The 23,723-nt window shown below is 65.9% G+C and carries 23 protein-coding genes; 13 read left to right on the top strand and 10 right to left on the bottom strand.

Annotated elements, in window-relative coordinates; translation table 11 throughout:
* Positions 1-2 precede the first annotated feature (2 nt).
* From IGS74_RS18675 to IGS74_RS18710, 8 genes are all read right to left on the bottom strand, one after another.
* On the bottom strand, positions 3-830 hold the full coding sequence (locus tag IGS74_RS18675; protein WP_039195409.1) for an inositol monophosphatase: 828 nt from the start codon (positions 828-830) through the stop codon (positions 3-5).
* A complete protein-coding gene (locus IGS74_RS18680; protein ID WP_192388160.1) occupies positions 827-1,777 on the bottom strand; it encodes a PfkB family carbohydrate kinase in 951 nt (316 codons plus the stop codon). The genes IGS74_RS18675 and IGS74_RS18680 overlap by 4 nt, the downstream gene beginning before the upstream one ends.
* A 107-nt stretch (positions 1,778-1,884) precedes the next feature.
* A complete protein-coding gene (locus IGS74_RS18685; RefSeq protein ID WP_192388162.1) occupies positions 1,885-2,049 on the bottom strand; it encodes a hypothetical protein in 165 nt (54 codons plus the stop codon).
* A 44-nt stretch (positions 2,050-2,093) separates the two neighbouring features.
* Positions 2,094-2,378, bottom strand: a complete 285-nt coding sequence (gene minE / locus IGS74_RS18690) for a cell division topological specificity factor MinE (RefSeq protein WP_039195410.1) — start codon at positions 2,376-2,378, stop codon at positions 2,094-2,096.
* The gene (minD, locus tag IGS74_RS18695) at positions 2,375-3,190 is read right to left on the bottom strand and encodes a septum site-determining protein MinD (protein ID WP_039195412.1); all 816 of its coding nucleotides are present in this window, start codon (positions 3,188-3,190) and stop codon (positions 2,375-2,377) included. The genes minE and minD overlap by 4 nt, the downstream gene beginning before the upstream one ends.
* 17 nt (positions 3,191-3,207) lie before the next feature.
* Complete coding sequence (minC, locus tag IGS74_RS18700; RefSeq protein WP_192388165.1) at positions 3,208-3,960, bottom strand: septum site-determining protein MinC; 753 nt, start codon at positions 3,958-3,960, stop codon at positions 3,208-3,210.
* Positions 3,961-4,076: 116 nt separating this feature from the next.
* A complete protein-coding gene (locus IGS74_RS18705) occupies positions 4,077-5,066 on the bottom strand; it encodes a KpsF/GutQ family sugar-phosphate isomerase (protein WP_039195414.1) in 990 nt (329 codons plus the stop codon).
* 20 nt (positions 5,067-5,086) lie between these two features.
* Positions 5,087-5,578, bottom strand: coding sequence for a UTRA domain-containing protein (locus IGS74_RS18710; protein WP_246722696.1), 492 nt, complete (start codon positions 5,576-5,578; stop codon positions 5,087-5,089).
* Between the two features lie 540 nt (positions 5,579-6,118).
* On the opposite strand from IGS74_RS18710, the gene zwf reads away from it, so the two are divergent.
* The 4 genes from zwf (at position 6,119) to IGS74_RS18730 (ending at position 12,248) form a co-directional block, all read left to right on the top strand.
* The gene (gene zwf, locus IGS74_RS18715) at positions 6,119-7,597 is read left to right on the top strand and encodes a glucose-6-phosphate dehydrogenase (RefSeq protein WP_192388171.1); all 1,479 of its coding nucleotides are present in this window, start codon (positions 6,119-6,121) and stop codon (positions 7,595-7,597) included.
* Between the two features lie 9 nt (positions 7,598-7,606).
* A complete protein-coding gene (gene pgl, locus IGS74_RS18720; RefSeq protein WP_192388173.1) occupies positions 7,607-8,308 on the top strand; it encodes a 6-phosphogluconolactonase in 702 nt (233 codons plus the stop codon).
* Between the two features lie 10 nt (positions 8,309-8,318).
* Positions 8,319-10,136, top strand: a complete 1,818-nt coding sequence (gene edd, locus IGS74_RS18725; RefSeq protein WP_192388175.1) for a phosphogluconate dehydratase — start codon at positions 8,319-8,321, stop codon at positions 10,134-10,136.
* A gap of 147 nt (positions 10,137-10,283) precedes the next feature.
* Complete coding sequence (locus IGS74_RS18730; protein ID WP_192388177.1) at positions 10,284-12,248, top strand: nucleoside-diphosphate sugar epimerase/dehydratase; 1,965 nt, start codon at positions 10,284-10,286, stop codon at positions 12,246-12,248.
* 9 nt (positions 12,249-12,257) lie between these two features.
* On the opposite strand, the gene IGS74_RS18735 is transcribed toward IGS74_RS18730, so the two are convergent.
* Together IGS74_RS18735 and IGS74_RS18740 are read right to left on the bottom strand one after the other, a co-directional pair.
* Entirely contained in the window at positions 12,258-13,778 is a 1,521-nt protein-coding gene (locus IGS74_RS18735) for a hypothetical protein (RefSeq protein ID WP_192388179.1), read from the bottom strand.
* 65 nt (positions 13,779-13,843) lie between these two features.
* Positions 13,844-14,839 (bottom strand): LysR substrate-binding domain-containing protein, encoded by a 996-nt coding sequence (locus tag IGS74_RS18740; protein WP_192388181.1) that lies wholly within the window; start codon positions 14,837-14,839, stop codon positions 13,844-13,846.
* A 357-nt stretch (positions 14,840-15,196) separates the two neighbouring features.
* Between IGS74_RS18740 and IGS74_RS18745 the strand changes: the two genes are divergently transcribed.
* The 9 genes from IGS74_RS18745 to IGS74_RS18785 all read left to right on the top strand — a co-directional run bounded on the left by IGS74_RS18745 (position 15,197) and on the right by IGS74_RS18785 (position 23,719).
* On the top strand, positions 15,197-16,345 hold the full coding sequence (locus IGS74_RS18745) for a spermidine/putrescine ABC transporter substrate-binding protein (protein WP_192388183.1): 1,149 nt from the start codon (positions 15,197-15,199) through the stop codon (positions 16,343-16,345).
* 16 nt (positions 16,346-16,361) lie between these two features.
* Positions 16,362-17,207, top strand: coding sequence for an ABC transporter permease (locus IGS74_RS18750; protein ID WP_192388185.1), 846 nt, complete (start codon positions 16,362-16,364; stop codon positions 17,205-17,207).
* Positions 17,204-18,025, top strand: a complete 822-nt coding sequence (locus IGS74_RS18755; protein WP_192388187.1) for an ABC transporter permease — start codon at positions 17,204-17,206, stop codon at positions 18,023-18,025. Before IGS74_RS18750 ends, IGS74_RS18755 begins: the two co-directional genes overlap by 4 nt.
* The gene (locus tag IGS74_RS18760; RefSeq protein WP_192388189.1) at positions 18,022-19,089 is read left to right on the top strand and encodes an ABC transporter ATP-binding protein; all 1,068 of its coding nucleotides are present in this window, start codon (positions 18,022-18,024) and stop codon (positions 19,087-19,089) included. Before IGS74_RS18755 ends, IGS74_RS18760 begins: the two co-directional genes overlap by 4 nt.
* A gap of 13 nt (positions 19,090-19,102) precedes the next feature.
* Positions 19,103-20,602, top strand: a complete 1,500-nt coding sequence (locus IGS74_RS18765; RefSeq protein WP_192388191.1) for an amidohydrolase — start codon at positions 19,103-19,105, stop codon at positions 20,600-20,602.
* Positions 20,595-21,386, top strand: a complete 792-nt coding sequence (locus IGS74_RS18770; RefSeq protein ID WP_192388193.1) for a creatininase — start codon at positions 20,595-20,597, stop codon at positions 21,384-21,386. Before IGS74_RS18765 ends, IGS74_RS18770 begins: the two co-directional genes overlap by 8 nt.
* A 73-nt stretch (positions 21,387-21,459) precedes the next feature.
* Positions 21,460-21,915 (top strand): DUF2948 family protein, encoded by a 456-nt coding sequence (locus IGS74_RS18775; protein ID WP_192388195.1) that lies wholly within the window; start codon positions 21,460-21,462, stop codon positions 21,913-21,915.
* A gap of 18 nt (positions 21,916-21,933) precedes the next feature.
* Positions 21,934-23,232 (top strand): histidinol dehydrogenase, encoded by a 1,299-nt coding sequence (gene hisD, locus IGS74_RS18780; RefSeq protein WP_192388197.1) that lies wholly within the window; start codon positions 21,934-21,936, stop codon positions 23,230-23,232.
* A 7-nt stretch (positions 23,233-23,239) separates the two neighbouring features.
* On the top strand, positions 23,240-23,719 hold the full coding sequence (locus IGS74_RS18785) for a UPF0262 family protein (protein ID WP_039195425.1): 480 nt from the start codon (positions 23,240-23,242) through the stop codon (positions 23,717-23,719).
* Positions 23,720-23,723: the final 4 nt, after the last annotated feature.

Raw genomic sequence — 23,723 nt, forward strand, 5'->3', positions numbered from 1 at the left:
CGTCAGGCGGTGAGCGCCAAGGCGCTTGCCGTTTCACCGCCCCCGATAATCATGGGCTGGCGCCAGACCACGCCGCGCGGGGCATCGAAGCGCGTGAAATCCTTCCAGTCGTGGGCGGCGTCCTGACGCGTCAGCACCGTTCCGCCCGTTGCCAGAACCAGGGGCACGCCGCCGGCGACATCCCATATATTGGGCGAGTCGAACCGCGCGCCCGCAAGGAGCCCGGCGGCCACGAAGGCGCACTCCGCCGCCGCCGAGCCCGTCTGCCGCGCCTCGTAGCCAAGGCTCATGTCGGTCATCAGGTTCGGCATGGCGACGATGCGCCGCTTGACGGCGGATCGGTCCACCGCCTCGATGCGCGCCCCGTCGAAGAACAGCGAGCCGCCTTTGGTGGCATGATAGACCCCGGGCCGCAGCGCATGGCTGGTCGAGCACCAGACCGCGCCGACGATGGGGTCCCCCTTGTGGACGAGCCCGATCGAGGCCGCGAAGATGGGAAAGCCGTTGACGAAATTGGCCGTCCCGTCGACGGGGTCTATCACCCAGGTATAGTCGCCCGGGGGCAGGTCGCCGCCGCCCTCCTCTTCGCCGATGATGGCGTGGGTGGGATAGCGTTCGGCAAGGCGTTCGCGCAGCACGGCCTCGACGGCGCTGTCGATTTCGGATACCGGGTCGCGGAACTCGGCCTCCGCCTCCTCCTCGCGCGACAGCTTCTTGTACTTGACCGCAAGGGCTGTGCCGAGGGACGCGATGATGCGGTCTCCGGCCAGTTGCGCCAGCTCCACGGCCAGGCGTTCCAGATCCCGAAGATCGTCCTGTGCCTGGCTCATTTGAGTTCCTCGATCTCCACCCGCCCCGCGACGATCTCGATGTCGTGCAGGTTACCGGTTCCGCGCCCATGGCGTGTCACATTCATCGCGCCGGCGGCCGTCGCCAGTTTCAGGCAGGCATCCGGCTCGTCGCCGCGTGACAGGGCGACGGCCAGCGCGGCGGTCATGGAATCTCCCGCGCCGGAATGGTCGCGCGGGGTCAGTTGCGGGGCCTTCGCCTCCCAGAAGCGATCCTGCATCAAGGCCAGCGCGCCGGCGCCCGCACAGGAGACGACGATATTGTCGGCCTTCTTGCGCAGCCCTTCCATTGCCTTCATCAGGCTTTTCCGGCTGTCGTCCTTGGCCAGGCCCGCCGCCTGCAGCTCCTCGTGGCTGACCTTGATCAAGGTCAGGCCTTCCTCGACCGCATCCAGGACGGTGCCCGCGATATCGGCGACGGAGATGACGTCGTTTGCCCTCAGGTCGCGGGACAGGCGCGTATAAACTTCCACGGGCAGGACCTTGCCGTCGGGTACGCCGGTCACGATCATCGTGCCGCAGCGTATGCCCTCGGCCAGGGCCGCGTTGTAAAGATCGTCGACCTCGTGGCGGTCCAGCCGGGGTGGCGGCACCGTGGCGATCTCCTTGCGCTGGCCGCCGCGCCGGTCGTTGATGTAGCCGCCATTGGCGTGGCGTATGGGCACGGCGCGCATATCCAGCCCCTCGGCCCGCACCAGCGCCTCGATCAGGGTACGCGCCTCGCCGCCCACCGGCCCGATCAACAGGGCCTTGCCACCGAGTTCGGCCGCCATGCGGGCGGCCCAGACGCCCTGCCCGCCGGCGTGGAAATAGACTTCGTCCTCGCCGCTGGCCAGCTTCTCGATGGTGATGGTGAAAAGCGGCCATGGCGCGAAGACCGCGATCTCCGCAGAGGCCTCTCGTTTACGCGCTACCTTATCGCTTGGCATGATCTTCCCGCGGTTGTTTCGCTGACCAGAGGAAGCGACAAACCACCGCATCGGTTGCTCTGCACCGGCAAAAAAACCCCGGCTCGATCGGCCGGGGTCAGGTCGGTCTAGTTGACGCGGCGCGCTTTCTCGACCGCTTCCTCGCACACCTCGACATGTTTGAGGAGCGCGTCGTTGGACAGGATCGCCGCGATGCTGCGGATGTTTCGACCCTGCATTTCCGGGGTTTCCTGTACCTTCTGCAACCGGACGAGAAGTTCGGCTCTGCTCATCGTGGTCTCTCCTTTCGCTTCAAGCCTCGGATCCACAAGACCGGTCAGCCGTGTGCGGCACGAACCTCGCGGTCCATGACCGGCTCGGCCACCGGCAGTTCGATGTCCACCTCCAGCATGGAAATGGCATCGCCCCGATCCATCGACACCTTCACCTTCTCCGGGTCGATGGACACGTGCTTGGCAATGACCGCCAGGATCTCCTCGCGAAGGATGTTCACGAGGTCCGACTGGCCCACCGCGGCCCGCTCATGCGCCAGCAGAACCTGCAGGCGCTCACGCGCAGCCGGGGCCGTGTTGCGTCGGGCAAAGAGGTTGAACAGGTTCATGCCGCCCTCCTGCCGAAGAGTTTGCCGAGGAGACCGCGCTTGTCGGTCGGCACGATCATCGGCACGGCGTCGCCGTTCAGGCGGCGGGCCGCATCCATGTAGGCGCGCGCCGGGGCGCTGTTGGCGTCCGACAGGGTGACGGGCGTTCCAAGGTTGGAGGCGCGCAGCACCTCGGCGCTTTCCGGAATGATCCCGAGAAGCGGAATGGACAGGATCTCGAGCACGTCCTCGACCTTGAGCATGTCGCCACGCTCGGCCCGAATCGTATCGTAGCGGGTGAGCAGCAGGTGCTTTTCGATCCGCTCGCCGCGCTCGGCACGTTCGGTCTTGGAATCGAGCAGGCCGATGATGCGGTCCGAGTCGCGCACCGACGACACTTCCGGATTGGTGACGACGACCGCGATGTCGGCATGGCGCATGGCCAGCGTGGCGCCGCGCTCGATGCCGGCCGGGCTATCGCAGATCACCCAGTCGAACTGTTCCTTCAACTCGCCCATCACGCGCTCGACACCCTCGGAGGTGAGGTTGTCCTTGTCGCGCGTCTGCGAGGCCGGCAGAAGGTGCAGCGTATCGATGCGCTTGTCGCGGATCAGCGCCTGCGGCAGCTTGGCGTCGCCCTGGACGACGTTGATGAGATCGTAGACGACCCGGCGTTCGGCGCCCATCACCAGATCGAGGTTGCGAAGGCCGACGTCGAAATCGACGACCACGACCTTCTGGCCGCCCTGCGCAAGCGCGGCGCCCAGCGCGGCGGTCGAGGTCGTCTTGCCGACTCCTCCCTTGCCCGACGTCACTACCAGAACTTTTGCCATTATCGACGTCCTTTCGTTCAAGCCAGAACGGCTGCCTTCAGTACATCCCCGTCCAGCCAGACCTGCACGGCCTGCCCCCGGAGTTTCTGTTCCATGTCTTCCGCGGTCTTGTAGAGGCCGTCGATCGCGATCAGCTCGGCCTCGAGCCTGCGGCAGAAAATGCGTGCCTTCGGGTTGCCCGCGGAGCCGGCCAGGGCTCGGCCGCGAAGCGCGCCGTAAACGTGGATGGAGCCGCCCGCCACGATCTCCGCCCCGGACGAGACGGACCCGAGCACGGTCACGTCCCCTTCGGGATGGATGATCGACTGGCCCGAGCGCACGCTTTCCTCGACGATCAGCGTGGAATTGCCCTGCGGCGGCACATAGACGCTGGCCGCGGCATCGCGCGCGGGTTCGCTGCGCGCTTTCGGGCCGGCAGCCGGCGTTACGCCCTCGTCCGGCACCTCGACGTCCGCTGCCGGGCGGCCGCCGCGCATTTCCGGCGGCATGCCGGGGCCGAGCAGCGACGGCTTGGCGCCCTCGATGCCCATGATCCTGACATTGCGCCTGGCCAGTTCGTCGATCAGGGCCTGCAGAGTATCCCGGGTGATCGGCAAGCCGGCGACGTCCAGCACGATGGGCCGGCTCAGGAAGAAGCCGGTGGAGCGCCGGGCAAGGTCATCCAGTTCGTGGAGCCAATCCTCGAAGGGAAGCTCCGGCGACAGGACGAGCGCCAGAAAGGACCGTCCGCGCAGGCGGATTGCTTTGCGACTGGTCAAGGTTTCATTCATCTTGGTTAACGAGTGGTTTCCATGGTGTACGGCCTCCACGGTTAACACCCGGTTAATTCCCGAACCTTGCGCCTTTGCGCCGATGACGGATTTTTTTGGGTGGCCCGCGCAGGGCGTCAGGCGACGCCGGCGCGCAGGAGGTCCAGCGTGCGGATAAAGCCGACCGGAAGCATGCCCTCCACCACGAAGAGGGCGCCGATCTTGCGGGCCTCCATCAGCGTCAACGCTTCGGCGGCCAGGGTCGACGCACCGACGACGATAGGTCCGTGCGTCATCACCGCCGAGACGGTGCGCTCGGCGAGGTCGGGCGACAGATGACGTCTGAGGTCGCCGTCGGTGATCATCCCGACGAGGTTACCGGCCCCGTCGACGATGCCGACCGCGCCGAAACCGTGGGCCGACATCACGCGGACGGCCTCGGCGACGTTGGCGTCGAGCCCTGTCAACGGCAGGGACTGCCCGGTGTGCATCAGGTCTCCCACCGTCTGCAACTGGGCGCCCAGCTTGCCGCCGGGGTGGAATATCTTGAAATCGTCCGGCGAGAAGCCGCGATCCTCGATCAGCGCGACCGCGATGGCGTCGCCGATGGCAAGCTGCATGAGGGTGGACGTGGTGGGCGCCAGATTATGTGGACATGCCTCGCGCACACGGGGCAGGACAAGCGGCACCGTCGAGGCCATCGCGAGTGTGCTGTCGCCGGCGGCCGTCAACGAGATCAACGGCACTTCGAATCGCTTGGCATAGGTGATCGTCTGCGCCAGCTCGCTCGTCTCGCCGGACCAGGACAGCGCCATGATGACATCCGTCCTGTCGATCATACCGAGATCGCCGTGGTTCGCCTCCGTCGGATGGAGATGGTAGGCGGGCGTGCCCGTGGAGGCGAATGTGGCCGCGAGCTTGCGTGCGATGTGCCCGCTCTTGCCGACGCCGGTCACGATCAGCCGGCCGGGCCGCAAGCGGATCAGCGCAACGGCATCCGCGATGGCCTTTCCCAACGGCCCGTTCCGGATATCGGCGGACAGTATTTCGAAAGCATCGCTGGCGGCGGACAGGCTGCGGAGCGCTGAGCCCACGATGGCAAGCGAACGGTCTTCAGCTTTTGACATCTGGTCTTCCGGGGCTGATCTCAGCTGTTCTCGTAGAACAAATCCTGCCCCAGATAGCAGCGCGCGACCCGCCGTTCCAGCGCCACGCCATCATAACTGAAGATGACGCGCGTCAATTCCAGCAGGGGCTCCCCGTCCTGTACGCCGAAAACGCGCGCATCGTCGGCCCCGGCCACGATCGGCCTCACCGTCTCGGACATCCGGACGGCCAGGCTGTGCCCGAACCAACGCCCCTCGGCGGCCTCCATCAGGGCGGTTGCGCTGCGCGCGCCGGCCGGCGGCGCATACGGACTTTGCGCGACCTCGGTTAGAAAGATGCGCCCGCCATGCCGGCGCTGGCGTCGCATGGCCAGGATATCGCTGCCTGGTACGATCTTCAGGTCGGCGGCGATGGCGTCGTCCGCCCTGGATATAAACGCTTCGATCAGTTCGAGCTCTCCGGCGACGCGCTCTCCGGCGCTGTCGACGAAGGTGACGAAGCGCCGCGACGCTTCTTCTCCGGACGCGTCCAAGATCAACGTTCCCTTCCCCTGGGAACGATCGAGTACGCCATACTGATCGAGAATATCGAAAGCACGGCGCACCGTGCCGATGGAAAGACCGAGTTCGCGAGAGATCTCCGTCTCGCTGGCTATAAATTGGCCAGCGGGCCAGACGCCAGAGACTATTCGACCTATGAAGTCGTCAACGACCTGCAGATACAAGGGCCTAAGATCAAAAGTCTTGAGGCTCATTTTACTCCCTATGCGCCGCACTATTCAGTTGTGCGTTATAGCACGACAAAAAAAAATGATGAAAGTCCTTCCAATTCAGTAAATTTCGAATGTTAAGTGTATATTTGTTTATATGAGTATCATCACTCGTTATATTCCTGTTGACTATGCAATTATCTTTGTGGCGCCGCGTCCCTTCCATCAAAACGTCACCTTGCCCGACCCTCGCGGACATGACTCGATGCCTATCCGCGCGCTTTCATTTTCAATCGATTAGAATTACCCTTGCCGGCGGGTCGCCCTATAACCGACTCAAGGATTTCAGCAGGATTCGTATTCGTGACCAGCCACATCATCCCGGTAGACAGTTTCGACTATGTTGTTTTCGGGGGCAACGGCGACCTGGCGGAGCGCAAGCTTTTGCCGGCCCTCTACCACCGCGACCTCGACGGGCAGCTTCCCGACGATTCCCGCATCATCGGCGCATCGCGGACGTCGCTCAGCGACGAGGAATACCGCGCCTTCGCCCGCGCGGCGATCGACCGTTTCGTTGCACCGCAGGATCATGACGAGGCCGCCATCGAACGCTTCCTCGGCCGACTCTTCTACCTGACGGTCGATGCGCGGGCCGATGGCGGCTGGAAGGAACTGAAAGCGCTGCTGGACCAGGCGCCGCCAAGCCGCATCCGCGCCTTCTACCTTGCGGTCGGGCCATCCCTGTTCGGCGATTTCGCCATGCGCATCCGAAGCTTCGGCCTCGTCAACGACCGGACACGCCTGGTCGTCGAGAAGCCGGTCGGGCGCGACCTCGAATCGGCTCGCCAGCTGAACCGGATCATCGGCGAGCACTTCGAGGAGCATCAGGTCTTCCGCATCGATCACTACCTCGGCAAGGAGACGGTGCAGAACCTGATGGCGCTGCGCTTTGCCAACATGCTCTACGAGCCGCTGTGGAACTCGGCCTTCGTGGACCATGTGCAGATCACGGTTGCCGAATCGGTCGGCCTCGAGGGACGGGCGGGCTATTACGACAAGGCCGGCGCCCTGCGCGACATGGTGCAGAATCACATCGTGCAGCTCATGTGCCTGGTGGCGCTGGAGCCGCCGGGCGCCATCGACGGCAATGCCCTTCGCGACGAGAAGCTGAAAGTCCTGCGTGCTCTGAAGCCGATCGACGCGCGCAATGTCGAGCACGTCACCGTCCGTGGCCAGTACCGGTCGGGCGCCTCCAACGGCGGGCCGGCACGCAGCTATCTCGAGGATCTCGGCGAAGACTCCAGCAACACCGAGACGTTCGTCGCCATCAAGGCCGAGATCAACAATTGGCGCTGGGCCGGCGTACCCTTCTACCTGCGGACCGGAAAGCGCCTGACGCAGCGCATGAGCGAAATCGTCGTCACCTTCCGGCCCATTCCGCACAACATCTTCGGCGGCGCGGCCGGCCATGTGCAGCAGAACCAGCTGGTGCTGCGCCTGCAGCCCGACGAAGGCGTCAAGCAGTGGTTGATGATCAAGGATCCCGGCCCGGGCGGCATGCGGCTGCGCCACGTGCCGTTGGACATGAGCTTCGCCGAATCCTTCGGGGTTCGGAACCCGGACGCCTACGAGCGCCTGCTGATGGATGTCATTCGCGGCAACCAGACGCTGTTCATGCGGCGCGACGAGGTGGAAGCTGCCTGGGAATGGGTCGGCCCCATCCTGGCCGCCTGGGAAGAGAAAGATATCCGTCCGCAAGGGTACACGGCCGGAACGTGGGGCCCCTCCGGCTCCATCGCGCTCATCGAGCGGGACGGCAGAACCTGGCACGAGCCGGAGTAGGAGCGGGCCATGGATCTGCGTTTCCACGAATATCCGACGCGCGAGGCCCTGGCGGAAGGGCTGGCGACGGGCCTTGCCGCCGTGCTTGCCACGGCGATCGACGCGCGGGGCGCCGCGACGCTGGCCGTATCCGGCGGCTCGACGCCTCGTCTTCTGTTCGAGCGCCTGTCGCAGGCCGATATAGAATGGGACAGGGTATGCGTCTTCCTCGTCGATGAACGCTGGGTGGACGAGGACAGCGATCGGTCCAACGCGCGTCTCGTCCGCAGCGGACTCCTGGTTGGCAGAGCCGCCAAGGCACGCTTTGAACCCTTTTTCGTACCGGGTCGGACCGCAGCGGAAGCCGCCCCGGACCTCTCGGAGCGGTTCGGCGCCCTCGCGCAGCCCCTCGACGCGGCCATCCTGGGCATGGGCAATGACGGCCATACCGCATCCTTCTTTCCCGGCTCCCCGCAACTCGGCGCCGCGCTTGCACCCGCCGACGGCGCTACCGTCGTGGCCGTGGAGGCACCCGGCGCCGGGGAACCGCGCGTCACGCTGACCCTTCCCATTCTTCTGTCGGCGCATTTCCTGGCCCTGCATATCGAGGGTGAGGACAAGAGGGAAACGCTGGGGCTGGCGCTCGTCGACGGCCCGCTGGAAGACATGCCCGTCCGGGCCGTGCTGCGGCAGGACCGCCGCGACGACCTGCAGATTTTCTGGGCGCGCTGAGGAGGTTCGAATGAGTGCCGACAAACGCCTCATTGCAATTACCAACCGCATCCGCGAGCGCTCCATGGCCGCCCGCGAAGCCTATCTTGCCCGCGTCCTGGCCCGCGCCGAGTCGCGGCCACGGCGCTCCGCGCTCGGCTGCGGCAACCTCGCCCACGGGTTCGCCGCCTGCGGCACCGGCGACAAGGCGCGGCTGATGGGGGACGCGACCCCGAATCTCGGCATCATCACCGCCTATAACGACATGCTGTCGGCGCACCAGCCTTACGAGCGCTATCCCGACATCATTCGCCGGGCCGCCCGCGACATGGGGGCGACGGCGCAGGTGGCCGGCGGCGTTCCCGCCATGTGCGACGGCGTCACGCAGGGCGAAGCCGGCATGGAGCTTTCTCTGTTCTCGCGCGATGTCATCGCCCTCTCGGCCGCTGTCGGCCTCAGCCACGACATGTTCGACGCGGCGGTCTATCTCGGCGTCTGCGACAAGATCGTGCCGGGGCTCGTCATCGCCGCGCTGACCTTCGGCCATCTGCCGGCGGTGTTCGTGCCGGCGGGTCCCATGACCTCGGGTCTGCCCAATGACGAAAAGGCGCGGGTGCGCCAGCTCTATGCGGAGGGTAAGGTCGGCCGCGACGAACTGCTGGAGGCGGAATCGAAGTCCTATCACGGGCCCGGCACCTGCACCTTCTACGGAACCGCCAATTCCAACCAGATGCTCATGGAGATCATGGGCCTGCATTTGCCCGGCAGCTCGTTCGTCAACCCCAATACCCCCTTGCGCGACGCCCTTACCCGCGAGGCCGCGCAACGCGCCCTGTCCATCACGGCCCTCGGCAACGAGTATACGCCCGTCGGGGTGATGGTGGACGAGCGCACCATCGTCAACGGCGTCGTCGGACTGCACGCCACCGGCGGCTCCACCAACCATACGCTGCATCTGGTTGCGATGGCGGCCGCGGCGGGCATCACGCTGACATGGCAGGATATTTCCGACCTGTCCGACATCACGCCGCTTCTGGCGCGCGTCTACCCGAACGGCCTGGCCGACGTGAACCATTTCAACGCAGCCGGCGGCATGGGCTTCCTGATCCGTGAGCTGCTGGGCGCCGGGCTCCTGCACGAGGATGTCCGCACGGCATACGGCATGGGCCTGTCGGCCTACACGGTCGAGGCAAGGCTGGCTGCCGACGGCGTAGGCGTGGAGCGGGTCGCCGCGCCGTCCGAAAGCCTGGACCCAAAGGTTCTGGCTCGCGCGGATACGCCCTTCTCGTCCAATGGCGGATTGCGTGTTCTTGACGGCAATCTCGGCAAGGCCGTCATCAAGGTTTCGGCCGTCAAGCCCGAGCGGCGCGTCGTTACCGCCCCTGCCCGCGTCTTCGACGGACAGGAAGCCGTGCAGCGCGCCTTCCGCGCCGGAGAGCTGACGGGCGACTTCGTCGCCGTCGTCCGGTATCAGGGCCCGTCGGCCAACGGCATGCCCGAGCTTCACAAGCTGACGCCGACTCTGGGGGTTCTCATGGATCGCGGACAGAATGTCGCCCTGGTGACGGACGGGCGCATGTCCGGCGCTTCCGGCAAGGTGCCGGCGGCCATTCATGTCACGCCCGAAGCCAAGGAGGGCGGCGTCATCGGCCGCATCCGCGACGGCGACCTGATCCGGCTGGACGCCGAGGCCGGCACGCTGGAACTGCTCGTCGATGCGGCCGACCTGGCGCAGCGCGAGGTCGCCATTCCCGACCTGACCGGCAACGACTACGGCGTCGGCCGCGAATTGTTCGGCATTTTCCGGACCATGGTCGGCCCGGCCTCGAAGGGCGCGACCGTCTTCTGAGCGGGCCACGACGCGCGTGCTTCTTCCTTGATCGATGGAAGCGCTCTAGAATAATGGAAGGGTGGGGCGATCTCGCATCGTCCCCGATCATTTCCTGCAATGCGCACGGAGCCGCTCGCGCCTCCGGTGCCTCGGTTCCGGAAGGCCATGTTCGACACGAAGCCGCATCTGCCGCGCGGGTCGCTCCGCTCTCTCGGCATCGTCCACGACGTGCTGGTTGCGGCCTTGTCGATGGCGCTGTCGCTGGGCCTCGCCTGGAACTTCAACGCCTTCGCCGTCTACTGGCAGCTCTGGGCCATCGTCGGCAGCTTCGCCCTGATGTCGGCCCTGATGTTTCCGTTGTTCTCCTTGAACAGCGGCGCCTGGCGCTATGCCTCGCTGCTGGACGTCGTCTCCATCGTCAAGGCCGTCACCGCCATCGTGACGATTTTCCTGTTGGGGCACTTCATCCTGTTTCGCGGCGCCTTCCTGCCGCGTTCCGCTTTGGTGATGTGCTGGTTCATCATGATCGTCGGGCTGGGCGGGCCGCGCCTGATCTACCGCCTCTCCAAGGAGCGCGGGTTCAACGAGACGGCCACACGGCCGCTGGGCATCGGCAAGGTCGAGCATATCGTGCTCTACGGCTTCAACGACAATGCGGACCTTTTCATCCGCAACGCGCGCCGCTCCCAGCCCAATACCCATATCGTCGCCATCCTGGACCCACGACCCAAGAACTGGCGCCGCCGGCTGCACGGAGTGCGCGTGGTGGGGGATCTGTCGTCGCTCGCCACCCTGGCTCGCAAGAACGAGCTGTCGGCCAGCCCCATCTCGCAGATCGTCGTCACGCAGACCAATTTGCCGCCTGTCGACATGTCCAACGTGGTTGAGGCGGCAGCCCCATTGAAGATCGCCGTCAAGCGCCTGCCGGACATATCGAAGGCCGGCGGCGTCGACAGCGAGGCGCCGATAGAGACGCTGCCCGTCTCGCTGGAAGACCTCCTCGGCCGCCGCGAGGTGGATCTGGAAATCCGCGAGGTTGCGCAGTTGATCAACGACCGCGCCATTGCGGTAACCGGCGCCGGCGGCAGCATCGGATCGGAACTCTGCAAACAGATCGCGGCCTTCCAGCCCAGCAAGCTGCTGCTGATCGACAGTTCCGAGTTCAATCTCTATTCCATCGGCCGCCAGCTTGCGGCCTTGTTCCCGGGCGTGGGAAGGGAAGAGCGGATCCTCGACGTCCGCATGGCCGACAGGGTTCTTGCGGCCTTCACCGCCTTCAAACCGGATGTCGTCTTCCACGCCGCGGCGCTGAAGCATGTGCCGCTGGTGGAGCAGAACCCGGTCGAGGGCATAGAGACCAACTTGCTCGGCACGCGCAACGTCGCCGATGCCGCCCTGGCGGCCGAAGCGGCCGCCTTCGTGATGGTATCCACCGACAAGGCGGTCAACCCGGCCAATGTCATGGGCGCCACCAAGCGCGCCGCCGAGGCCTATTGCCAGGCGCTGGACCTGTCGGGCAGCGCCACGCGCTTCATGACGGTACGTTTCGGCAACGTGCTCGGCTCGGCGGGATCGGTCATTCCCCTGTTCCATTCCCAGTTGCAGCGCGGCGGACCGCTGACGGTGACGCATCCGAAGATCACCCGCTTCTTCATGACCATCCCGGAAGCCTGCCGCCTGATCCTGCATGCGGCGGGGCACGGCGTTGCCGCGCGCACGGAGCGGGGGCGGATCTTCGTCCTGGACATGGGCGAGCCCATCCTGATCACCGAACTGGCCGAGCGGCTGATCCAGCTTGCGGGCCTGCGCCCCGGCGTCGACATCGCGATCGAATATATCGGCCTGCGGCCCGGTGAGAAACTCTATGAAGAGTTGTTCGGCGATGGCGAGATCATCGAGCGGACCGGGCGCGACGGCTTGCTGGCGGCCAGCTCCCGCGTATCGGACACATCGTTCCTGAGACGCAATTTCGCGGCGCTGGAGAAGGCGATCCGCGCCAACGACGCCGGCCGCGCCATCGCTCTGCTGTCGCATATCGTGCCGGATTACCGGCCTGCGCAGGGCGAGCGCCCGGCCATTGGCGACCTGGCGGGCGTGGCGCCCTCGCTTCCGGCGCCGCCGCCATCCTGAGCGGCCGGATCAAAGCCGGTGCGGCCCGTTGCGCTCGTCGTGACGGCGTTGCAACTCCTCGGCACTCATGATCCGCGCCGCGCCGCCCCCATCGAGTTCGGCCTGCCGACGTGCCGTCATGTCCCGCAATTCGCGACGCAGGCGCTCGCGGCGGCGCAATACCGCATCATCCACCTGAGGGTCGTGGCTCCGATCCGGCGCCGCGCTGCCCTGTTCGGGCTGGCGTTCACGAACGGGCCGAGGCTCCGTCTCCGACGCGCCATCGGCCCCATGCGCCGGGCGCCGCTCGGCCGGTTCGGCCGGGGGTGCAAGCCGCAACGCATCACCGCGCCGTGCCAGATCGACCGGCGCATAGGATACGTCCGACAGGACCACCTCCGTCCGGCCGGCCCCCTGCCCTACGAGGCGCGACAGGCCAGAAACCGCCAGGATGAAAAGGCCGGCCAGGATACCGCCGGCCGCACCCATCAGCGCGTAGGCCGCTTCCGATGGGCCGTCGCGCACGGCGGGCGGCTCGGCCGCGATCACCAAGGCAACCGGAGCGGTCGGGGCACCGCGGGCGCGTTCATCCAGCGCCGCGCTTGCATCCGCCAGCGCGGCGCGCAGCCGAGCCACCTCCGCCGATTCCCGGACGGGGCCTGGCGCAGCCGGATCGACGGCCGCGGGCTGGGTCGCTGCGGACCTCGCCGCGTCGAGCGCCGCCTGTCTTTCCACCACATGGCGGGTGGCCTCCTGCCGCGTCGCGGCCTCGGCCGCCGCCAGCCGCCTTGCGGCCTCCACGCGACGCGGATGCCGGGGCCCATAGGTTCGGGATAGAAGACCAAGCTCCGCCGACGCCGCATCCCGCCTTTCGGACAAGGTCCGAACGCTCTCGGGCAGGTCTGCGCCGCCCGGCCCGCCATCGGCCACCTGCCGCAACGAATCCAGTTGCCGTTGCAGGCGCGACATCTCCGCATCCGGTGCATCCCGGTCGGGCTCCGGTCCGGCTGTCGGCTGCACCGCGGCAAGGGCGGTCTCGGCTTGCGCAAGGGCGGTCTGTGCAAGGCGTACGCGGCGCTCTGCTTCCCCCCGCTCCGCCGCGCGCCGGCCTTCGACGTCACGCGCCTCGCGGTCCGCGAAGGCGCGCGCGATGGCGTTGGCATCCCGGGCCGCGGCATCGGCCGAGGCGGCTTGGACGACGATATCCGCCGTCAACTCCCCTTGCGGGCTGTGGACGGCAACACGGCTGCGCAGGTCGGCGGGGGCCGGCGAAGCCGCGGCCAGGACGTCATCCCCCGCGATCCGCGCCAGCTTGCCACGAAGCCGCGGCATCAGGATCGCATCGTCGCCCCCTTCTGCCGGGCGATAGGCATCCGGCTCCAGCGCGATGCGCGCAACCGCCGAATAGACCGGATCGGACAGCCGGTCGACGGCGACGCCCGCCACCGCTCCCAGTGCGGCGGCGACAAGCAGAACCACACCCCAGCGCAATGCGGCGGGCGGGCGCTTCCGCGCTGGACCGTCGGGTAGCGGCCGGGTGATGCGGGGCATGAAGCGGGTCCTGGATGATGCGGCGCGTGCAGCCTTGAGTGTCGCCGAACATGGCAAACAAACATTTAAACCTGCGGTTGCCGCCTGTCACCTGTCGCCACGGTGCGGCCGGCCATCGGGGCAAGGGCCGGGATGATCGGCTGCGACAAGCTTGCACGCCACGTACCGTCGCCGACAAGCCGCGCGATCACATCGCCGAGCGCCCGCGCCACGGCTTCGCTGCCTCGTGGGTTGACGGTGCGTTGCGATACGACAACCGACAGCCGCCACGACGGTGTCGGATCGACGATGTCCAGCGCAACCATCTCACCGCGCGCGAGCTCATCCAGGAAGGCGAAATGCGGCATGATCGCACCGAACCCTTCGGAGGTGACCAGCCGGGCTATGGCGGGCAGGCTGTCGCAATCCAGTGCATCCACGGTCATGCCACGCCGCGCCGCCAGCCGCTCGACGACGGTTCGCAGCGCATGCGGGCGGCCCGGCAGAACGAGCGGCATGTCGAACACGCGGTCGAAGGCAAGCTGACGACGCCGTCCCCATGGATGTCGCGAGGATACGAACAGGCACAGATCCTCCACGACCATCTCCGTCCAGGCGACATCCTCATAGGCCCGGTGATCGTAAAGCAGCGCGACATCCAGCCGGCCGCCCTGGACGAAATCGTCGAGATAGCCCGACATGGCCTCGACGATATGAAGCTCGATATCGGGCGCGCGCACCGCAAGTTCACGGAACAGCGGCAGCGACAGGTTGCGCGCCGCCGATGTCGGCAGGCCGACGGATATTCGGCCGCGTGGATGGCCCTTGCGGGCATGCATGACCTCTCTTGCGCGCTCGACACCCGACAGGATGCGCCGCGCATGGTCGTAGAACTGCTGGCCGAGTTCCGTTAGCGCGACGCCGCGGGCGTGGCGGGACAGAAGCTCGACGCCGAGTTCGTCCTCCAGGTTTCGGATCTGCTGGCTGAGCGAGGGTTGGGAAATGCGGAGGGTTTCCGCCGCGCGGGAAAAGGTGCCGCTGTCGGCAATCGCGACGAAATATCTGAGCTGCCGGAAGTCCATCGGCCTCGACCTGGGTTTGGACCTACCTATGGTTACTATTCGATCATCTGTCAAGTTGCACAAAAAATAATCATATGCTGTGTACGGGAGCAGACAATGCCGCTTTCAGGGCGACCGGAAGGAGAATAAGTGCCGTTCCGCTAGGCACAGGAGCGTAAATATCTGCCGCAATTCAATGCAGGTCGCTGCAACAATCGGATACTATCAATAGATTCAGCGAAGTCGGGCGACGCAAAGCCGCCCACTCTGCATTCCCATAGGAGTATCCTATGGGTAGTGATCGGTTTTTCGTCTTTCCGTTTCAAGAGACGGTCATGCACAGTCGTGGCACGACATTTGAGCCACGAAGGTCTTTTCATGAGCCGCTTCCTGATCCGCGACCCACGCGAGCTTTTTCTTCGTCCGACGCGCAGAACCGTCCTTCAGGGTGCGGGCGCGCTGGCCGGCGCGACAGCGCTCGGCCTCGGCACCGGCGCATCGATGGCGCAGGACAACGTGCTCAACATCCTCACCTGGCCGGGCCATGGCGATCCCGCCTTCGTCAAGCCGTTCGAGGACGAGTACGGCGTCAAGGTGGTGGCCAAGGAGTATGTAGGCGGAGAACCGATGCTGGCGCTGATGAACCAGTCGCCTCCCGGCTCCTTCGACGTCGTGCTTGCGGATGCCGAGTACATCGGCATGCTGCAGGATGGCGGCTTCATCGACGCGCTGGACCCGGCCGATTACCCGCTGGCCGACTATTGGCCGGAGTTCCAGAAGTTCCCGCTGCATTGGGTCGGCGACGAGCTCTATTCCGTCATGATCCGCTTCGGCTATCTGGGCCTGGCCTACCGCACGGATATGCTGGCGCCGGAAGACGTTACCTCCTACGAGGCGCTGTGGAACGAGAAGGTGAAGGGCAAGGTCGGCTTCTTCGACTGGTACCTGCCCACCATGGGCTGCCTGAGCCTCTATGACGGCAACGCCTCGCCCTTCGACATCGACGACACGGCTTACGAAAAGCTGAGCGAAACGCTCTTCTCCCTGCGGCCGCAGACCAGCGGCTTCTATTCCATGGCAGACCAGTTCGCCATGCTGACCAACGGAACAGCCGCCGTCATCCCCGGCATCGGCGACTGGGTCGTGCTGCTGCTGCAGAACGAGGGCGTGCCCGTGGACGCGGTCGTGCCCGAGCAGGGCGGCATCCAGTGGACGGAATCCATGTCCATCGTCTCCAGCTCCACCAAAAAGGATCTGGCCAAGAAGTTCATCCAGTATGCCAGCTCGCCCGAGGGCCAGTTCCGCTCCGCACGCCTGCCGGCCTATTGGGCATCCATCCCCAACAAGAAGGGCTGGGAGATGATGAACGCCGAGGCGCCCGAGGACGCGGTCAAGCTGCGCCACACCTTCGATGCCCGCAACGTCATGGACGAGTACAAGGAAGGCAAGATCCACATCCGCCAGACGCCGGTGCAGCAGGATATCGAGACCTGGAACGACACCTGGTCCGAATTCAAGGCGATGTGACGAAGCGTCTTCCGGCATGACGGTGCGTCGCTCCCGCTTCGGCCTCGTTCTCGGCCTGCCAATGTTCCTGTGGCAGGCCGCGTTCTTCGTGGCTCCGCTTCTCTTCCTCGTCGCGATGACGTTCTGGTCCGTCCGCAACTTCCGCCTGCGGCCCGATTTCACGCTCGCCAACTGGGAGGCCGTGCTTTCGGCCGGCTTCTTCCAGAATGCCTTCGTCCATACCTTCGTATTGTCGTCGCTTGCCGCGCTCTGCGTCAGCCTCCTCGCCTTCCCGGTATCCTATGCCCTGGCATTCAAGGCGCCGTCACGCTGGCGCCTGCTTCTGGCCGGCCTGCTTCTGGTGCCCTTCTTCACCAGTTTCCCCGTCCGCATCTACTCGATGCAGATCTTCTTCAGCCCGTCCGGGATCATTCATGCGCTCGTCTCGCCATTCGGCCTGACCGCACCTTCCATCCTGAATACACCCACCGGCACCTTCATCGGCTATCTGACCCTCACCGCGCCGCTGGTCATCCTATTGCAGACGATCGCGCTGGGCGCAGTCGACAGAACCCTGGTGCAGGCCGCGCACAATCTCGGCTGTGGCCGGATGGCGACCGTGTTTCGCATCGTCGTGCCTTCGGCGCGGGTGGGGCTGGTGCTTGCCGCCGCCTTCGCCTTCATCCTCTGCTTCGGGGATTACATCAGCCCGCAGTTCCTGGGCGGGTCCAACCCGCCGACGCTGTCCATCCTGATCGCCGACCAGGTGAAATCCGGCAATCACTGGCCGCGTGCATCGGTCGTCGCCGTCGTGATGATCGTGACCCTCACCGCCGTTCTCGGCATCCTGATGAAGCTTGCCTATGGGCGGCGCCCGTCATGAAGACCGACGCGACGGGCCGGCTCATCAATTGCCTGCTGGCTGCCTGGGCGGTGGTCGTCTTCCTGTTCATCTTCGCGCCGATCCTGTCGACGGTGGTCTTCTCGTTCAACGCCGACCGCTTCCCCGCGCTGCCGTGGGGCGGCTTCTCCCTTCAATGGTACGAGGCCATCTTCGCCGACGCGACGGTGCGTCGCGGGCTGGCCAACAGCCTGGTCGTCGCCGGCTTTGCCGCCATGATATCGACTGCCCTCGGCTTCACCGCCGCCTATGTCGATTATCGGTATCGCTTCTTCGGCAAGGCCGTCTACATGGCGCTGGCAACGCTGCCGCCGACCGTGCCCGTCGTCATCATGGGCGTGGCGATGCTCAGCTTCCAGGGCCGCATCGGCCTGTCGGGCACCATCCCCGGCCTCGTGGCGGCCCATGTGGTGGTCTGCGCGCCCTTTGCCATGGCGCTCGTGCGCATGCGGCTTGCCGACCTCGACAAGGATCTGGAACCCGCCGCCTGGAACCTCGGCTGCGGCCAGTGGATGACGCTGCGCCGGATCGTCATCCCCTTCGCCACGCCGGCCATCGCCGCCGCGCTCCTTATCACCGCGTCGGTCTCCTTCGATGAATTCATGGTCGCGTGGTTCATCTCCGGGCTCAACGAAACGCTCCCCGTACGCGTGCTCGCCATGCTGCAAGGACAGGTCAGCCCGCGCATCAACGCCGTCGGGGCACTCGTCTTTGCTGTTTCGATCGTCCTGGTGGCGCTGGCGCAACTGATCGCCGCACGGCGGCTGGCGGCCGGCCGTATCAAGGGAAACAGTCCATGACGAACGCCATGCTGGAGCTTTCGGCCGTAGGCAAGAGCTATGACGGGCAGATGGCTGTGGAGGATGTCAGCCTTGCCGTGCACAAGGGCGAGTTCATCGCCCTGATGGGTCCGTCCGGCTGCGGAAAGACCACCACCCTGCGCATGATCGCGGGCCTCGAAACACCGACCCGTGGCGACATCCGCCTCTGGGGGCGGCGCATCAATGACGACCATCCATGGGCCCGCGATACGCCTTTGGTCTGGCAGAACTATGCCCTGTTCCCATTCATGACGGTGCGCGACAATGTCGAGTTCGGTCTGAAACAGCGCTCGGTCGAAGCCGCCATCCGCCGCATCAAGGTGGACGAGTGGCTGGAGCGGATGGGGATCGCGGCGCTGGCGGGCCGGCTGCCGCAGCAACTTTCCGGCGGGCAGCGCCAGCGCGTGGCATTGGCCCGGGCGCTGGCCACCGAGCCGGAATTGCTGCTGCTCGACGAGCCGCTCAGCGCCCTGGACCCGCACCTGAAGGTGCGCATGCAGGCAGAGCTGGTCCGCCTGCACCGGGAGCTCGGCATCGCCTTCGTCTGCGTCACGCACAGCCCGTCCGAGGCCTTTGCCATGGCCGACCGCGTCGTCATCATGAATGCCGGCAAGGTGCAACAGGTCGGTGCCCCGCGCGCGCTCTATCGCCGTGCGGCAAACAGCTTCGTGGCCGAGTTCCTCGGAGGGTCCAATCTGGTGCCCGGCACCGTGCGCCAGGAAGGCGGAGGCCACGTCATCGATACGGCCATCGGCACGTTCGGCGTGCTCGAGCCCGCGCCGTCCCCCGGCCCGGCAACGCTGGTGGTCGGCGCCGACGAGATCGTCCTGTCGTCGATCGCACCGGCCAGCGGCGGCGTCGCCGCAAGCGTCGCCACCACGGATTTCAATGGCGCGTCGCTGACCGTCTTCCTGGAATGCGCCGGCGGGCAGGAATTGAAGGCAGTGGTGGCGTCGGGCGCCATCGAGGCCGATGCCTACCTGCCCGGCGCCAAGGTCTTCGCAAGCTGGCGTGACGATTCCGGCTACCTCATCTCAAATTAAAGGCATTCAATCCATGAGCATCCTGATCAAGGGCGCAACGATCCTGGCCGGCGGGCAAGCCGGCATGGAGCCATTCACCGGCGACATGCTGGTCGAAGGCGAGCGGATCACCGCCATCGGCGCCGGGCTCGAGGCACCGGAGGGCACCCCCAGGCTGGACGGCAGCGGCAAGCTGGTCATGCCAGGCCTCGTCAATGCGCATCTGCATTCCAACGAGGCGCTGTTCAAGGGCCGCTACGACAACATGCCGCTCGAAGTATGGATGCTCTATTCCTACCCCATCCGCGCCGCGAAGGCCTTGCCGCCGCGCCTCGTCTATCTTCGCAGCATGCTCGTGGCGATGGAATCCCTGCGCACCGGCGTAACCTGCATCACCGACGATCTCTATGAAAGCCCCCGCTCCGAGCTGGAACTGATGGGCGCGGCCATCGACGCCTATGACGATGTCGGCATCCGGGCCACGGTTTCGGCCCATGTGGTCAACCGCAACTTCCTGGATACGATTCCCTTCACGCGGGACTACGTCCCGCAGGACCTCCAGGACGAGATCGGGCGCATGATCCCGATGTCCACGCAGGAGTACCTTGCCTTCGTCAAGGAGGCGCATGCAAGCTTCCATGGGCGTTCGGGCCGCATCCGAACCATGCTCGCCCCCTCCGCGCCTCAGAGATGCACGGTGGACCTGATGCAGGCCGCCAACGACCTGGCGAAGGAATGGGATGCCCCGTTCCATACGCATATCGTCGAGACCAAGGTGCAAGGGGTGACGGGGCCGGAATTCTACGGCAAGACGCTGATGGCCTACATGGACGACCTCGGCCTGCTCAATCCATGGACGACGATCGCCCATTCGATCTGGGTCAGCGACGACGACATTGCCCGTATGGGGCGGGCCGGAGTCTGCGTCGCGCACAATGCCATTTCCAACCAGAAGCTCGGCGCGGGAACAGCCCCTGTGCGCAAGCTTCTCGACGCCGGCGTCCATGTCGGCCTCGGGTCGGACGGCATATGCTCCAACGATACGCCGCGGATCTTCGATGTGATGAAGGCCGCCGGCCTGATGCACAAGGTGAACAACCCGGACTGGAAGCGCTGGCTGACGGCATCCGAAGTCCTGCATGCCGCAACGCTGGGCGGCGCGCGCACCGCGCGGCTGGAGGCGGAAACCGGCTCGCTTGAGGCCGGCAAGAAGGCCGACTTCCTGGTGCTCGACATGGAGACCGCCAGCTTCACGCCGATGAACGATCTGCGCCAGCACCTCGTCTACTGCGAAAATGGATCGTCCATCGAGAAGGTCTTCGTCAACGGCGAGATGGTGGTGGACGGCGGACGCCTGACCAAGGTGGACGAGAAGGCGCTGCTGGCCGAGCTTCGCGAGATGATGCCCGCCTTCCAGGAGTATACGCTGGGCGTCGAAGCGGCGAACCGCGCGCTGGAACCGGCTTTCGAACAGGTCGTCAGGCGCTGCTACGACATGGACATCGGCATAACCCGGTGGGCCAGCGATGCCTGACACGCGCTCGATCCGCATCGCGGATCTGACCTCCTACGATTTCCGACGCCTGGTGCAGGAAGGGCCGCCGGTGGTGCTGCTGCCGGTCGGCTCCATCGAGCAGCATGGTCCGCATCTGCCGTTGTCGACGGATGTGATCCTGCCCGAGGAGATCGCCATGCGCGTCGCTGCGCGGATGGGCGCTCTCGTCGCGCCGCCCGTCTCCTACGGCTACAAGTCGCAGCCGAAGACCGGCGGCGGCAATCACTTCCCCGGCACGCTCAGCCTCGACGCATCCACCCTGGTCGCGGTGCTGCGCGATGTGATGAACGAGCTCGTGCGGCACGGCATCCGCCACATCGTTGTGTTCGACGGTCATATGGAAAACCAGTGGTTCATCACCGAGGCGATCGACCTGATGCTGCGGGACCAGCGGCGCGAGGGCATCGACACGGTCCGCGCGATCAAGCTCGGCTACTGGGAATTCATCACCCCCGCCACCGAGGAGGTCCTCTTCCCCGATGGTCTCGTCAGCTGGGCGCTGGAACACGCCGCCGTCATGGAAACCTCGGTCATGCTGCATCTGCGGCCCGACCTGGTCCGGGCGGACCTGATCCCCGACCATCCCCCGGCGGAGTTTCCGCCCTTCGACCCCTATCCGTTCGACCTGTCGACCATACCGGAAGACGGCGTCCTCAGTTCCGCGGCAAGCGCCACGGCGCAGAAGGGGCGCATCGTCGTGGAGCAGGTGGTGCCCGATATCGCCACCGCGCTTGTCGCATTCTTCGCAAAGTCCGCAGGCTAGCGAAGCGCGGCGTTTCCCCTTCCGTCCGATCTGCTCTACATGGGTTCCGAACCCGAACCAGACGAAGCGGACCATGACAGACCTACGCCTCATGGCGCTCGACGCCCAGGACCTCCAGATCATCTCGGCGTGTTGCCAGGACGCCGTCATGAAGACGCAGGATCTCACCTACGAGCCGAAAGGCCAGCGGTTCGTCATCGTGATGAACCGCTTTGCCTGGGAAGCGGCGGACGAACGCAAGGGATTTTTCCGGTTTCGCCCCCGCAGCCGCGAGCGTCGACGCGCCGTCCTGCATTTCGACCGTGTCGTTTCGGTGCGCCAGAACGGCATAGCCGCAGCCATGCCGGACGAGGTGCTGGATCTTCTGGCCATCCGCTTCGAAGAGGCGGACGCCCCCTCCGGCGTCATCGAGCTTGTCTTTGCCGGCAACGCTACGATAAGGCTTCAGGTCGAGTGCATCGAAGCCCAGCTATCCGACCTGGGGGCGGCCTGGAGCACGGATGCGGTGCCCGACCACGAGCGGGGCTGAAGTTTCAAGGAGTATCCTGTGCCGATCAGGCTGAATGCGGGCGAGCCGGATTTCGAAAGCCGCTTCGAGACCTTCCTGGGTACGAAGCGGGAAGCCTCGCCCGATGTGGACGACGCCGTCCGAGGCATCATCGCCCGGATCCGTTCGGAAGGCGACGCCGCGCTCATCGATCTGACCCGCCGCTTCGACGGACTGGAGCTGACACCCGGCACGCTGCGCGTCGCGCCCGAAGACATCGCAGCCGCGGTCGCGGCGACGCCGCAGCCGACCATGGATGCGCTGAAGTTCGCGCATGAGCGGATACGGCGCCATCATGAGCGTCAGCGCCCCAACGACGATCTCTATACGGATGCGCTGGGTGCCACGCTCGGCGCGCGCTGGACGGCGATCCGGTCGGTGGGCCTGTACGTGCCCGGCGGCGCCGCCAGCTACCCATCCTCGGTCCTGATGAACGCCGTGCCGGCAATCGTGGCGGGCGTCGGCCGCATCGCCATGGTCGTTCCGGCGCGCTCGGGCGAACTCAACCCGCTGGTGCTGGCGGCGGCGCACCTTGCCGGTGTCGGCGAAATCTATCGCATCGGCGGGGCACAGGCCGTCGCCGCCCTCGCCTACGGTACCGAAAGCATCGCACCCGTTGCCAAGATCGTCGGACCGGGCAATGCCTATGTCGCGGCAGCCAAGCGGCAGGTCTTCGGCACGGTGGGCATCGACATGATCGCCGGCCCATCGGAAGTGCTCGTCATCGCCGACCGCGACAACAATCCCGACTGGGTCGCGGCCGATCTCCTGGCTCAGGCGGAGCACGATACCGCGGCGCAGGCGATCCTCATCACCGACGACGCTGCCTTCGCTCAATCCGTCACGGAGGCCGTGGACAGGCAATTGCGCCGCCTGCCTCGGGAGACGACCGCCCGCGCCAGCTGGGACGATTTCGGCGCCATCATCCTGGTGCGGGATCTCGAGCGCGATGCTCCGCCACTGGCCGACCGCATCGCCGCGGAACATCTGGAAATCGCCACCGCCGACCCGGAGCGCCTGCTGGCCCGCATAACAGACGCCGGTGCTGCCTTCCTGGGGCGGCATACGCCGGAAGCCATCGGCGATTATGTGGCCGGATCCAATCATGTGCTGCCCACGGCCCGTTCGGCGCGCTTTTCGTCCGGGCTCGGCGTCCTGGATTTCATGAAGCGCACATCCATCCTGAAGCTGACGCCCGAGAGCCTTTCGGCCCTCGCGCCGGCAGCGCTGGAACTGGCCCGCGTGGAAGGGCTGGACGCCCATGCACGCTCGGTGTCCATCCGGCTCAACATGTCCTGAGGCGTCGATGGACAGGGGGGAACACGGCAGGCTGGTCGATATCGAGTTGGACGAGACGATCGGCCGCGCCACCCCGGATGTCGAGCACGAACGCGCCGTCGCCATCTTCGACCTGATCGAGGAAAACCGCTTCGAGCCGACGGGCATGGAGCCGGGGGGCCTTTATCGCCTGCGGCTCGCTTTGGTGGAAAAGCGCCTCGTCTTCGACATCCGCGATTCGGACGGCCGCAAGCTGACGACGCACATCCTGTCGCTGACCCCGTTCAAGCGCATCATCCGCGACTACTTCCTGATCTGCGACAGCTATTACGAGGCCATCCGCTCGGCGACTCCGTCGCAGATCGAGGCCATCGACATGGGGCGCCGGGGCGTCCACAATGACGGCTCCGAGCTTCTGCGCGAGCGGTTGTCCGGCAAGATCGTCCTCGACACGGATACCGCGCGGCGCCTCTTCACGCTCATCTGCGTCCTGCATTGGCGGAGCTGACGCG

The sequence above is a fragment of the Aureimonas sp. OT7 genome, assembly GCF_014844055.1.
GTDB lineage: Bacteria > Pseudomonadota > Alphaproteobacteria > Rhizobiales > Rhizobiaceae > Aureimonas > Aureimonas altamirensis_A.

Coding starts and splice junctions, on each gene's coding strand:
- IGS74_RS18675 (WP_039195409.1), bottom strand. CDS start 830: ATGAGCCAGGCACAGGACGATCTTCGGGATCTGGAACGCCTGGCCGTG.
- IGS74_RS18680 (WP_192388160.1), bottom strand. CDS start 1,777: ATGCCAAGCGATAAGGTAGCGCGTAAACGAGAGGCCTCTGCGGAGATC.
- IGS74_RS18685 (WP_192388162.1), bottom strand. CDS start 2,049: ATGAGCAGAGCCGAACTTCTCGTCCGGTTGCAGAAGGTACAGGAAACC.
- minE (WP_039195410.1), bottom strand. CDS start 2,378: ATGAACCTGTTCAACCTCTTTGCCCGACGCAACACGGCCCCGGCTGCG.
- minD (WP_039195412.1), bottom strand. CDS start 3,190: ATGGCAAAAGTTCTGGTAGTGACGTCGGGCAAGGGAGGAGTCGGCAAG.
- minC (WP_192388165.1), bottom strand. CDS start 3,960: ATGAATGAAACCTTGACCAGTCGCAAAGCAATCCGCCTGCGCGGACGG.
- IGS74_RS18705 (WP_039195414.1), bottom strand. CDS start 5,066: ATGTCAAAAGCTGAAGACCGTTCGCTTGCCATCGTGGGCTCAGCGCTC.
- pgl (WP_192388173.1), top strand. CDS start 7,607: ATGGATCTGCGTTTCCACGAATATCCGACGCGCGAGGCCCTGGCGGAA.
- edd (WP_192388175.1), top strand. CDS start 8,319: ATGAGTGCCGACAAACGCCTCATTGCAATTACCAACCGCATCCGCGAG.
- IGS74_RS18730 (WP_192388177.1), top strand. CDS start 10,284: ATGTTCGACACGAAGCCGCATCTGCCGCGCGGGTCGCTCCGCTCTCTC.
- IGS74_RS18735 (WP_192388179.1), bottom strand. CDS start 13,778: ATGCCCCGCATCACCCGGCCGCTACCCGACGGTCCAGCGCGGAAGCGC.
- IGS74_RS18740 (WP_192388181.1), bottom strand. CDS start 14,839: ATGGACTTCCGGCAGCTCAGATATTTCGTCGCGATTGCCGACAGCGGC.
- IGS74_RS18745 (WP_192388183.1), top strand. CDS start 15,197: ATGAGCCGCTTCCTGATCCGCGACCCACGCGAGCTTTTTCTTCGTCCG.
- IGS74_RS18750 (WP_192388185.1), top strand. CDS start 16,362: ATGACGGTGCGTCGCTCCCGCTTCGGCCTCGTTCTCGGCCTGCCAATG.
- IGS74_RS18755 (WP_192388187.1), top strand. CDS start 17,204: ATGAAGACCGACGCGACGGGCCGGCTCATCAATTGCCTGCTGGCTGCC.
- IGS74_RS18760 (WP_192388189.1), top strand. CDS start 18,022: ATGACGAACGCCATGCTGGAGCTTTCGGCCGTAGGCAAGAGCTATGAC.
- IGS74_RS18765 (WP_192388191.1), top strand. CDS start 19,103: ATGAGCATCCTGATCAAGGGCGCAACGATCCTGGCCGGCGGGCAAGCC.
- IGS74_RS18770 (WP_192388193.1), top strand. CDS start 20,595: ATGCCTGACACGCGCTCGATCCGCATCGCGGATCTGACCTCCTACGAT.
- IGS74_RS18775 (WP_192388195.1), top strand. CDS start 21,460: ATGACAGACCTACGCCTCATGGCGCTCGACGCCCAGGACCTCCAGATC.
- IGS74_RS18785 (WP_039195425.1), top strand. CDS start 23,240: ATGGACAGGGGGGAACACGGCAGGCTGGTCGATATCGAGTTGGACGAG.